This is a genomic window from Ruegeria sp. N11, assembly GCF_056531525.1.
On sequence record NZ_JBQFLX010000038.1, the window covers coordinates 1 to 11,682 of the forward strand.

8 protein-coding genes and 1 pseudogene are annotated in these 11,682 nt (G+C 56.4%); 7 read left to right on the forward strand and 2 right to left on the reverse strand.

Annotated elements, in window-relative coordinates; genetic code table 11:
* The first annotated feature begins 334 nt into the window (after positions 1-334).
* The 4 genes from ACR0J8_RS23165 (at position 335) to ACR0J8_RS23180 (ending at position 5,019) form a co-directional block, all read left to right on the forward strand.
* Positions 335-1,285 (forward strand): ABC transporter substrate-binding protein, encoded by a 951-nt coding sequence (locus ACR0J8_RS23165; protein ID WP_480527731.1) that lies wholly within the window; start codon positions 335-337, stop codon positions 1,283-1,285.
* A 79-nt stretch (positions 1,286-1,364) separates the two neighbouring features.
* Positions 1,365-2,402 (forward strand): quaternary amine ABC transporter ATP-binding protein, encoded by a 1,038-nt coding sequence (locus tag ACR0J8_RS23170; protein WP_480892594.1) that lies wholly within the window; start codon positions 1,365-1,367, stop codon positions 2,400-2,402.
* Positions 2,395-3,984 carry an ABC transporter permease subunit gene (locus ACR0J8_RS23175; protein ID WP_170613698.1) on the forward strand — a complete coding sequence of 530 codons (1,590 nt, stop codon included), beginning with the start codon at positions 2,395-2,397 and terminating at the stop codon, positions 3,982-3,984. The genes ACR0J8_RS23170 and ACR0J8_RS23175 overlap by 8 nt, the downstream gene beginning before the upstream one ends.
* Positions 3,985-4,038: 54 nt before the next feature.
* Positions 4,039-5,019, forward strand: coding sequence for an arginase family protein (locus ACR0J8_RS23180; RefSeq protein WP_480527735.1), 981 nt, complete (start codon positions 4,039-4,041; stop codon positions 5,017-5,019).
* Here ACR0J8_RS23180 and ACR0J8_RS23185 read toward each other — a convergent pair.
* Together ACR0J8_RS23185 and ACR0J8_RS23190 are read right to left on the reverse strand one after the other, a co-directional pair.
* Positions 5,016-5,987: an agmatinase gene (locus ACR0J8_RS23185; protein ID WP_480527737.1), complete on the reverse strand. Its 972-nt coding sequence runs from the start codon at positions 5,985-5,987 to the stop codon at positions 5,016-5,018. The genes ACR0J8_RS23180 and ACR0J8_RS23185 overlap by 4 nt on opposite strands.
* Before the next feature lie 73 nt (positions 5,988-6,060).
* Entirely contained in the window at positions 6,061-7,581 is a 1,521-nt protein-coding gene (locus tag ACR0J8_RS23190) for a trimethylamine methyltransferase family protein (protein ID WP_480527739.1), read from the reverse strand.
* A 183-nt stretch (positions 7,582-7,764) separates the two neighbouring features.
* Between ACR0J8_RS23190 and ACR0J8_RS23195 the strand changes: the two genes are divergently transcribed.
* The 3 genes and pseudogenes from ACR0J8_RS23195 to ACR0J8_RS23205 form a co-directional block, all read left to right on the forward strand.
* On the forward strand, positions 7,765-10,200 hold the full coding sequence (locus tag ACR0J8_RS23195) for a GcvT family protein (RefSeq protein WP_480527741.1): 2,436 nt from the start codon (positions 7,765-7,767) through the stop codon (positions 10,198-10,200).
* 131 nt (positions 10,201-10,331) lie between these two features.
* Positions 10,332-11,261, forward strand: a complete 930-nt coding sequence (locus tag ACR0J8_RS23200) for a LysR family transcriptional regulator (protein WP_480892600.1) — start codon at positions 10,332-10,334, stop codon at positions 11,259-11,261.
* Positions 11,262-11,586: 325 nt separating this feature from the next.
* Positions 11,587-11,682: pseudogene (locus ACR0J8_RS23205) on the forward strand (IS5/IS1182 family transposase); the annotation flags it as partial.

An 11,682-nucleotide genomic window follows, 5' to 3' on the forward strand; every position in this document is an offset into this window, starting at 1 on the left:
CCACATCATGCTCTGAACATGCGCCCACCTGTGCCTGAAACCTTATTAGAGAAACCTCAATTTAGTGGTGCCGAACGAGGGGGCTAGACACCATCTGTGAATCGTAAATAATCGAAACTACTTTGCGATAATATCCAATACAGGAACTAGAATAACGTATCTCTTGATGGGCAGCGCGCTCGCGTGCTTCACTTTTGTGGCTATGTCAGCCTCAAGTTTCGCTGGCCAAAAAAGGACCGGAAGGCACGACCTTCCCGAAAAAAATTCCAAGCGCACCACCGTCCGAAAGGGTGAGAAAAACAAGCGCGGAAGTTTCCCAACATGGAGATACCAGATGAAAAGAATTGCAACGCTACTAGGAAGTGCTTCGGTCGCGATTGCCGGCCCGGCTATGGCCGCAGATATCGTGATCGGTGTGCCGAACTGGGCCTCGGTGAACGCCACGGCACATATTCTTGAGGTAGTGATCGAAGAAAACCTTGGTCTGGACGTGGAACTGCAAAACGGCACGAATCCGATTGTCTTCGAAGCCATGGACAGCGGCTCGATGCACGTCCATCCTGAAGTGTGGATGCCCAACCAGCAAAACCTGCATGACACCTATGTCAAAGAAAATGGCACAGTCGTCATGAATCAAAACCCGGTCCAGGCCGAGCAGGGCATGTGCGTCCCGACCTACATCTCTGAACAGCATGACATCAAGTCAATTGACGACCTGAGTGACCCGGACAAGATGGCGATCTTTGATACAGACGGGAATGGTACGCCAGAGGTCTGGATCGGTGCTCCGGGCTGGGCTTCGACCGTTGTCGAGAAGATACGAGCCAAATCTTATGGCTATGATCAGATATTCGACCTGACGGAATACGAGGAAACCATCGCCTATGCCAACCTGGCAAACGCGACCAAGGCGGGCGATCCGTGGATCGGGTTCTGCTACAGCCCCCACTATATCTTCGTGACACAGGATCTGACGGTTCTTGAAGAGCCGGCTCATGACCCTGCCACGTGGACAATTGTTCAGCCCACCGATGACCCGGATTGGCTGTCGAAATCCGAAGCGTCCACGGCCTGGAACGGCGCAACTCTTCACCTGCACTACGCGAAAGAGCTGGAAGAGAGTTATCCTGAAGTGGCCGCTCTGTTCAGCAACTATCAGATGTCAGGAGATGATCTGAGCGCGATGGGCAAGGCCCTGGCTGTAGACAACGTCGAAGCCGCGGATTTTGCCAAGCAGTGGGTGGCAGAGAATGAAGACACCGTGATCGGCTGGCTAACCAACTAAACCACGACCTTGCAGGCCGTCGCGGAAAATCGCGGCGGCCTTTTTTCTGTTGGGCAGAGCCATGCCCTGTGGGGGATAAATGGACGAACCTGTCGTAAAACTGGAAAACGTTTGGAAGATCTTCGGCGCACGCGCTGAAGAGGCAATGCAAGCTGTCCGAGACGAAGGCATCGGCAAGCCGGAAGTTCTGGAACGGTTCAACTGCGTTGTCGGTGTTCAGGGCGCCACATTCGAAGTGCCGCGAGGCGAAATTTTCTGCATCATGGGGTTGTCCGGTTCGGGCAAGTCCACGTTGGTACGACACGTGAACAGATTGATCGAGCCGACGGCCGGCCGGATCGAAATCCTGGGTCACGACGTATCGAAACTATCGGAATCCGAATTGCGCCGCATTCGCGCCCAGCAAATCGGCATGGTGTTTCAACACATGGCACTGATGCCTCATCGTTCCGTCCGCGATAACGTGGCTTACCCCCTGGAGATCAGAAAGGTCCCGAAATCCAAACGTTGGGCTGTATCGGATCACGCTTTGAGCCTGGTAAACCTAACTGGTTATGAGGACCGCCTGCCCAAGGAACTTTCCGGCGGGATGCAGCAACGTGTGGGGATCGCGCGGGCGCTGGCGTCGGACCCCGAAATCCTGTTGATGGATGAACCCTTTTCCGCCCTTGACCCTCTGATCCGCCTGCAGTTGCAGGACCAGTTCAAGGCGCTTGTGGCGCAGCTAAAAAAGACCACGCTGTTCATCACTCATGATCTGGATGAAGCCATTCGCATAGGTCACCGAATTGCGATCATGAAAGATGGGGTGATCGTACAGATCGGCACGCCGGAGGATATCGTCATGAACCCATCCGACGATTACGTGCGCGAATTTGTTCAGGGCATCTCCAAGCTCAAACTGGTCAAAGCGCATTCCATCATGGAATCGATGGACAGCTATTCAGGGCCACTCGACGGTGCGCCCAGGGCGGACGAAGGCGCGGATCTGGACCAACTGATCGATCTGGCCGTGAAGTCCGAATTGCCGGTCGTCATAACGGATGCGGGCAGTGACGTGGGTGTCGTTACCAAGCCACACCTGTTGCGTGGTATTCAGGGGGGCAAAAATGACTGACGCAACTTCTGAGCTTAAAGTAACGGCCGCTTCTGACATCGAGGTTGATCGCGAGGCTCTTGATATTTCCATCAAGAAGTTCGCTGGTCCGAACGGAGCCTATTACGTCAACGCCTTTCACAAAATCCACGACGCTACCAGTGCCATTCCCAACACGTTCAACACGTGGGCGGCGGTGCTGGGGCCGTTCTGGTCCGCGTCACGGGCCATTTGGGGCATGTTCTGGACGTTTCTGATCCTCGAGATCATCGCGTGGGTCCAAATCGGCAGGGGCGCGTGGGGCAATCCGGGTGCGGACTTTGCAGAGCGTGCCGCCCGTCAGCAAGAGCGCGCAGCCGAACTGCTGGCCCGAGCGGCGGACGCAACTGAAAAGGCGGATATCGATCGTTTCACCAAGCTGGCTGAAAACATTCAGAAAGCGGCTGATACCAGCTTGGAAAGGGCCGCTGCTGCCCAGTCCGAGGCCACGGGTATTCTTATCACCGGGTTGCTGATGTTGCTGGTTTTCAAGGTGGTTCAGGGTTTGTATGCCGACCGTGTCTACGAAAAACAGTATTCAAACTGGCGTATCGATCCGGGCAGCACGGAAAGCGGACGCTCGACCCGAAACACGGTTTTGGGCGCAATCCTTGTCGCCGCCATTGGTCCCTTGATCGTTTACAAGTTCACCGTAAACGCGTCGCTTCCTTTGCTGGATGCCTTCCCCGAGCAGCAGGTATCCGCGATGATATTGGGAGAGGGCAACGGCACGTTGTTTTCGAACCTGGCTGGCTGGATGGAAGAAAAGATAGACGCGGCCGCCGCAGCGGGGGGCGACGTCTTCGACGGGATTGTAGCCGGTGTGCGTTCTGTTCTTGATGCGTTGACCGTGGCACTTATCGGCTCACCATGGCCGGTTGTCATGCTGGTCATCTGTGTGACTGCATGGCGCGCGGCGGGACCAAGGGTTGCCATCTTCACCGCAGCTTCGTTGGCCTATATCGCTTTGCTGGGATATTGGGACGTGGCGATGGAAACCGTTGCGCTGGTGGGTGCGGCGGTGTTGCTCTGCGTTGTCTTCGGCATTCCGCTGGGTATCTGGTTTGGCAAGTCCAAGCGCGCTTATCGCGCTGCGGAACCGGTGCTGGACTTGATGCAGACCCTTCCGGCGTTCGTCTACCTTATCCCGATCATTGCCTTCTTTGGCACGGGCAATCCGCCGGGCATTCTGGCAACGATCATCTTCGGAATGCCGCCGGTTATTCGACTGACGGCGCTGGGCATGCGTGGGGTTCCGGAGAGCATCAAGGAAGCTGCCGTCGCCTTTGGGGCCTCGAAATGGCAGTTGCTGAAAGACGTGGAAATCCCGCTGGCATTGCCATCGATCATGACAGGTGTGAACCAGACAATTCTGATGTGTCTGTCCATGGTCGTAATCATCTCGCTGATAGGTGGTGGCGGCTTGGGCAAAGAAATCCTGGAGGCACTGCAATATGCCGCCAAGGGGCCGGGCCTGCTGGGCGGCTTCGCAATTCTGTTCCTCGCCATGGTCATGGACAGGATCGTGCAAGGCGCATTCCGGCGGGAAGACGAGAAAATCTAACCATCTGCGCCCCCGGTTCTTTCCGGGGGCGTTTTTCATTGACCGGAGAAAACAATGGCGGATCGCTACGAACAGTCCATGATGGACAATCTGTATTGGTGGGGCGTGCCTACTCTGTTTCGTTGCCCCAACGTCGGGCCCGAAGGGCAGGACATTGCATTGGCTGGCGTGCCGCACTCAACTGGAAACGGCACGACCGAGAGGGACCAGCATTTGGGACCACGCGCCTTGCGGCACGTCTCGGCCGTTCAGCGCAGGGTGCATTCAGTATTTGAGATCGACCCATGGGACAGCGCGCGGATTGCCGATGTGGGGGATGTGCCGTTCCCGAAGGCGAACGACAATGAGGATTGCATCGAACGGATCACCGAATTCTACAAGGACATCGACGCGGCCGGTGCACGGCCGGTTTCTGTCGGCGGAGATCACTCCATCACTGGTGGGATAGTACAGGCTTTGGGATGTGGAAAACTGGCAGGCGGAGAACCTGTCAGTTTCCTGCATCTGGACGCCCACACGGATGTTTTTACCAAGGTTGACCACTTCCTGGGGGCCAAGAAATCAGCGGCACACTGGGGGGCTTATCTGGCCGATCAGGGGCAGGTGGATCCGACCTGTTCGATGCAGATCGGGTTGCGGGGCCACCCACGCAGTCTGGACTGGCTGCAGCCTTCTTACGACTATGGCTACAACATCGTCACAATGCGCGAGTTTCGTCAGCGTGGGCTGGAGGACGTTGTGGCCCAAACCCAAGAGGTGCTGGGTGATCGGCCGGTTTACATCACCTTCGACCTGGATTGCCTTGACCCAACCGTTGCGCCCGCAGTCTCTAACCTTGAGCCGGGAGAGAAGGGATTTGATATCGATGAGGCGGTTGGAATCCTGCGCGCCGCGCGCGGGTTGAATATCGTTGGCGGTGATGTGGTTTGCATGATGCCCACAAAAGACAGCCCCAACAACATCACTGCCCTGACCGCCGCAGCAGTGATGTTCGAGATGATTTCGATGATTGCCGAAAATGTCGCCGGGGATTAACTGCGGCGCGCCTCGACAGCTTGGGCCAGAACACAAAGTAATTCGAACATCAGCGAAATACCCAGCCACGCTGTCCCACCCTCAGGATCGAAGGGTGGCGACACTTCGACAAGATCGGCACCGACAAGGTTCAGGCCAGCCATCTTGCGAATGACCTGCTGGGCCTGAAAACTGTTGGGCCCGCCAATTTCGGGTGTTCCGGTGCCGGGCGCATAGGTCGGGTCCACGAAGTCGATGTCATAGGTGCAGTAGGTCGGCTCCGTTCCGACAATGCTGCGCACTTCATTCATCACATCGTCGATGCCCCGGTCGAACAGTTCTTCGATGCGGATGATACGGATGCCCTGCGCTTCACCCCATTCGATGTCTTCGGTGTTGTATGCCGTGCCGCGAATTCCGACCTGAACAAAGCGTTTGGGGTCCACCAACGCTTCCTCAACAGCGCGGCGGAACGGGGTGCCGTGCGTGAATTTGTGGCCGCCGAAATAAGTGTCGAACAAGTCCGTGTGACTGTCGAACTGGATGAGGCCAACCGGGCCCGAGGCGGCCAGGGCACGCAGGACGGGCAGGGTGGTCAAGTGATCCCCTCCGGCAGTCAATGGCGTGATATTGCGCGCTTTCAGCTTCGAATAGTAGCGAGTGACCCGATCCAGCGTGTCTTCTATGTCGACCGGATTGGGGGCGACATCTCCTAGGTCCGCGCAATTCACCTGCGAGAACGGCGCGACGCCTGTGACCGGGTTCATCGCCCTGATCATCGTGGAGTAATCGCGCAGTTGCCGCGGGCCATGCCGTGCGCCCGGCCGATTGGTGGTACCGCCGTCCCAAGGGATGCCGACAAGGCCCAATTCGACATCCGAGATGCGTTCGTGATCCAGATCCAGAATGGGCAGGCGCATGAATGACGGTATGCCCGCAAACCGGGCAAGCTCCATGGCTGATACCGGTTGAAAAAATGAATCGGCCATGGTTTCCCACCCTCTGCAAGTTACTTCAGTGACCCTAGCGATTCAGCTTCGGGCTGGGAATGCCCGTCAGTCTTCAGGTCAGGATTCGAAAACGCCGGCGAATTTCGGCGTCCTGTTCGGGGGTGAGATACTCGGGGTGATGCGAGCTCAAAACCTCTCTGGCGACTTGCCGGGCAGATGACCATGCGTCCATCGCACCTTCGGTTTCCCATGTGCGCGGCTCCCGGCGATCAGCGAGCTGAGGATAAAAGTAATCTCTCTCCATTGCTTCATATGTATGTGCGCTGCCCAGAAAGTGCCCGTCACCCAAAACCGATTTGCAAATGGCGTCAAAGCCGAGATTCGCTTCGGTGACCTCGATTCCGCGCAAGACCCGATAGGTGTGAGAGTGCATTTCGTTGTCCAGAACAAAGGCCTCGAAACTTGCCCCCAGCAGGGACGCAGTCATGCCTGAACTTTCATATATCAGGTTGCCGCCGGCCAATGCAGCGGCAAGCGATGTGATGCCTTTTTCAGCCCCGTACTGGGCATCAATGGCCTTGGCATCTGCCATCGAAGCGGCCACGCCCGAAGGCAACCCCAGCCAGTTTGTGATCTGCGCAGAGGCGGCATTCAGGATCGCTGTCTCGCCGCTGCCACCGGCAAATGAGCCGGTTCTGAGGTCTACGATGAAGGGCCAATTGGAAAAAACCATCGGAAAGCCGGGTTTGATCGTGTTGACCATCACGAGACTGGCAAGCGTTTCGGCCAGTGACTGCGCCAGAAATCCGGCCAGGGTCGCCGGAGCGGTTGCGCCCGCTTGCGCAGCCGTGATGCAGGACATTGGTATGTTATGGGCGATGCATTCATAAACGACGTCCACTGCGTCTTCGCCATATCGCATCGGTGAAATGACCGGGCTGATGTGCGCCTTCAGAAAAGGACGTTTGGCGAACTCACCGACCCCTCCGGCGACGATGTCCAGCATCTCGACAATAGGGTGGACATGTTCGGCCAGCGTAAAAGATGTTGCCACCGGCTTGGTCGTATTCCGCACCAAGGCGTAGACAGTATTGACGTCCAGATCAAACACGTCCGGGACATCCGTTGCCACGCAGCACCGGGTGAACCAACTGACATTGGCCAGTGTGTCCTGTAGTCGGGTGAAGTCATGCAGATCAACCAATGTAGAGGGGCGATAAAGCCCACTGTCAATGTCGAGCGTCTGAACAGCCGCGCCGCCAGTGCCAAAGTACACACGATCCCCGCCCACATCGATAGACCGGCTTTCATCCCGGCCATGGAACATGAAACTTTTGGCAGCGGAATTAATGGCTTGCTCGATCATTGAACGTGGGAAAACCAGCCGCCCCGGTTCCCGGTCCCGTGCCCCTGCGGCCCTTAGGTCGGCGGTAAGCCTATCCGGTACATTGCCCATGCCCAGCTCTTCCAGGAGCCGCAGGGCGGTATCAAATACCTGTTCTATTTCCGAGTGATTTAAAGGCTTGTACGCACCACCTGTCTGACCGGGTGGACAGGGATCGAATGCGGGCTTGGCTGCACGCTGTGCGTGACGCGCTTTCCGACCGCTGCGTTTGGAGCCCTCCGATGACATGTATCCCAATCCCTTTGCATCTTCGTTGCACCGTAAGGCGCAAAACACACGGGCATCAAAGGAGAATTGCCGTTTTCAGAATCCGAAATTGCGGTTTCGATTTTACAGTACCAACGTCTGCCCTGTTGTCTGCCCAACCCGTTATTCAGCAAGACTTGTGCCGAAACCGAGGGAGCAAAGACCATGAAGTCGCGTACCAGAGTCGTTGTGATCGGAGGCGGGATCGCTGGATGTTCGACGCTGTACCACCTGACCCAAGAGGGTTGGACAGATGTGGTTTTGGTTGAACGGAACGAACTGACCTCGGGCACGACCTGGCATTCGGCCGCACAGGTCACAAATTTCGGGATGAACCAGACCATGGTGGGTCTGAAATCTCATTCGATCCGCCTGTACAAGGAACTGGCCGACGATCCGGATTACCCGATCAACTACCATCACGGAGATGGCGGAATACGTCTGGCGAATACTGATGAACAAATGCAGGGCTATCGTCACTTCGCGTCCATGGCGCGGGGCATGGATGTACATTTCGAGGTGATCGATGCGGATGAATGCGCCCGCCGCCACCCGTTGATTTCGACCGACAACCTGATCGGTGGGCTATGGGATCCGTTGGACGGTGACATAGACCCGGCCCAACTGTGTCAGGCCCTGGCGCGACGGGCGCGCAAAGCCGGTGCGCAAGTGTACCGAAACACGCCTGTAACAGCTTTGACGCAGCACAACGACGATACCTGGACCGTGCATACCGAGCACGGAGACATCGACTGCGACATAGTCGTCAACGCCTGTGGCTACCGGGTCAACGAGGTTGGCGCGATGATGGGGGTTCATCATCCGGTGTCGTCCATGGAACACCAGTATTTTCTGACCGAAGAGATCGAGGCCATCCGGGATGCCGGGCACCGGATGCCGCTGCTGCGCTGCCCAATCAGCGACTACTATTGCCGACAGGAAAAGAACGGTCTCTTGCTCGGGTTCTACGAGCAGGGGTGCAAAACATGGGGTATGGACGGGATCGATCCAAACTTCGTAAACGCACTTTGTCCGGATGATCTGGACCGTGTAACTGATGTGCTCGAGGGTGCATTTGCGCGGATGCCTGCCTTGATGGAGGTGGGCATTCACACGGTCGTAAACGGGCCGATCACTTATTCGATTGATGGCGCCCCGTTGGTTGGGCCGATCCCGGGCAAGAGCAATGCGTATTGCATCATTGGTCTGCGAGCCGGGTTGGGCGAAGGCGGCGGGCATGGGTGGTTGCTGGCCCAGCAGATCGTGCATGGTGAGGCATGTTATGACACTTGGTGCCTCGACCCGAGGAGGTTTACAGGACACGCGAACGTAGAACTTACTGCTCTGAAGGCGATTGAGGATTATCAAAACGAATTCAGGTTCCACTTTCCACATGAACACCGCCCAGCCGGCCGTCCCGCCAAAACGACGCCTCTGACGCCTGTTCTCGCATCCGAAGGGGCGGAGTTCACGGTAGTCAATGGATGGGAAAGGGTGGATTACATCAAACCTCACCCTGATTTCGCGCCGTCACTCAGTTTCGATTTTGACGAAACCTTCGATCTGGTTGCTGCCGAAATCGATAACGTTCGCACCGGTGTCGGGTTGGCGGAAGTAAACGGGTTCAACCGGATTGAGATCACCGGAGTGGACAGGCACGCGTTTCTGGATCGGATGTTTTGCGGAGTTGTGGGCAAGCGCGAAGGGCGTGTTGGGTTGGGCTATCTGCTGAACCATCACGGTATGGTCAAGGCGGAAGCAACTGTTGCCAATCTCCCTGCCAGTGATCGCGGTCCAGCACGGGTTTGGTATGGCTCTGCCGCAGCCAGCGAGTATCATGATATGGACTGGCTACAGAAGCATCTGCGCAACGATGAAGACGTTCAGATGCGCAGCCTGACGAATGACCAAACCATTCTGGTGTTGGCTGGCCCCAAGTCGCGCACTGTGCTTTCTGACTGTGCCAGAGGTGATTGGTCTGCGGACGCATTCCCCTGGCTCAGCGTACGAGAGGGCTTTGTCGGCATCGCTCCTGCCACGGTCATGAACCTTAGTTTCTCGGGAGAGTTGGCCTATGAGATCCATGTCCCAAACGCCTCTCTCTATGCGGCCTATCTTGCGCTGCGGGAGGCGGGCGAAGGGTACGGGCTGAACCTGTTTGGTGCCAGAGCGGTTGACTCGATGCGCATGGAAAAAAGCTTCCTGCACTGGAAAGCCGATTTGATCACCGAATTTGATCCTTGGGAAACGGGGCTGGATAGGTTTGTACGTCTGGACAAGGGCGAATTTATTGGGCGTGAGGCGCTGTTGAAGCGGCAGTCAGAAGGGCTTCACCGCAAGCTGGTTCCCCTGCGCATTGATGCAACGCGTGGTCCGGCGCATCCCGGCGCGTCTGTCATGCTGGGCGATAAGGTCGTGGGGACTGTTACCTCTGGTGAATGGGGTCATCGTACAGGATTGAACCTGGCGCATGCATTTGTTCATCCGTTCATCTCTGAGGTTGGCAGCGAAATGGAGCTGGATAAATGCGGGCAGCGTTTTGGCGCGACGGTCATAACGTCCAGCCCGTACGATCCGGAATTCGCCCGCATGAAAGGTTGAAAACGACATCTCAGCCAACTTCATTGTTGCCGCAAGGGCGAATCTTTGCTTCGCTAGTTTCGAACAAATCGAAACAATGGTCAGTTGCCGTGTCCAAATCGCTGAGCCTTAGGTGGCTGGAAGTTTTTCAGTTGATCGCCAAGTCCGGATCGATTCAGAAGGTCGCATCTGAAACGGATTTGTCGATCAGTACAGTATCCAACCATCTGCGCAGCCTTGAAAATGCGCTGGGCATCGAATTGGTCGACCATGGACGCCGTCCAATGGGGCTGACGCCGGCAGGAGAAGTGTTTGCCCGCTACGTCCGTGAAGGCCTGACCGTATTGAAACGTGGCGAAGCCGAGATCCGTACGGGCAACTGGCAGCATGCGACGGACCTGCGATTGGCTTTGATCGACGATTTCGACAACCAGATCGCGCCCGATCTCGTTCGGTTTTTGGCTCAGGCTCTTCCGCGCTGCAATTTCCGGCACTTCACACGCCCCAGTCACGAGATTCTCGCCAAACTACAAGAGCATAAATTGGACGTTGGTGTTGCCACAAGGCCGCCGGGACGCACTGAGGGGCTGATCGAATACCCTTTGATGCGCGATCCTTTCATCGTCGTTCTTCCCAACAAGTTTGAAGGTTCGCCCGAAGAGTTGTTTACACCAGAAGCGGAATTGCCTTTGTTAAGGTACTCGCGTGACTACGTAATCGGCAAACAAATCGAAATTCAATTGGCCCGAAGCAAGTTCAGCCTGCCCAACCGGTTTGAACTGGAGTGTAATCAGTCCATCATCGGCCTGGTTGCACAGGGCAGCGGATGGGCCATCACAACGGCGGCGTGTTTCCACCGAACGCAGCGGTTTCACAACAGTGTCAAAGCCATGCCATTTCCTGGCAGGAACTTTGTGCGGACAGTGTCGCTTTTTACGACCGAAGTGTACCCGGCGACTACATCACTGCTGATCCAGAAGGCCATGGGAAAACTGATCCGGCAGCATTTTACAAGACCGATGTGCGCCAGGCACACCTGGTTAAAAAACGAATTCCGCACCATGGAAATGGAGAGTGCCTAACCGCCACCAATAACTGGCGGTTCTGGCGGCCGGGAAAACAAAACGCGGTTCTGATACCGGCCCGTCAGCATCTTCTGTGGTTTCTTTTGAGAACCCAAAGACCTCCCATGGTTCCAAATCAGAACCCCGAAGACCACCTTATATCGCTGGCATGACCGGCATATGTCGGGTGGCCCTGAAGCGCTTCAGGATCGTAGTCCCAAGCCATCACGGATCTGGAGCCGCATTCCGCAGCCGATGTGTGAGAAGATCAAGGACCTAGGGTCAGGACCCATTGATTTCCGCGTGGCTGCGTGAGTCACGGTTCGAAAATCGAGCGGTGACCATGTATGATCTTTTTTGGCTGACGGATGCGCAGATGGCGCGTCTTGAGCCTTTCTTCCCCAAGTCCCACGGCAAACAACGCGTTGATGATCGACGT

Excerpts from the sequence above, each read along its gene's own strand:
- ACR0J8_RS23165 (WP_480527731.1), top strand. The coding sequence starts at position 335 with ATGAAAAGAATTGCAACGCTACTAGGAAGTGCTTCGGTCGCGATTGCC.
- ACR0J8_RS23195 (WP_480527741.1), top strand. The coding sequence starts at position 7,765 with ATGAAGTCGCGTACCAGAGTCGTTGTGATCGGAGGCGGGATCGCTGGA.
- ACR0J8_RS23190 (WP_480527739.1), bottom strand. The coding sequence starts at position 7,581 with ATGTCATCGGAGGGCTCCAAACGCAGCGGTCGGAAAGCGCGTCACGCA.
- ACR0J8_RS23180 (WP_480527735.1), top strand. The coding sequence starts at position 4,039 with ATGGCGGATCGCTACGAACAGTCCATGATGGACAATCTGTATTGGTGG.
- ACR0J8_RS23185 (WP_480527737.1), bottom strand. The coding sequence starts at position 5,987 with ATGGCCGATTCATTTTTTCAACCGGTATCAGCCATGGAGCTTGCCCGG.
- ACR0J8_RS23175 (WP_170613698.1), top strand. The coding sequence starts at position 2,395 with ATGACTGACGCAACTTCTGAGCTTAAAGTAACGGCCGCTTCTGACATC.
- ACR0J8_RS23170 (WP_480892594.1), top strand. The coding sequence starts at position 1,365 with ATGGACGAACCTGTCGTAAAACTGGAAAACGTTTGGAAGATCTTCGGC.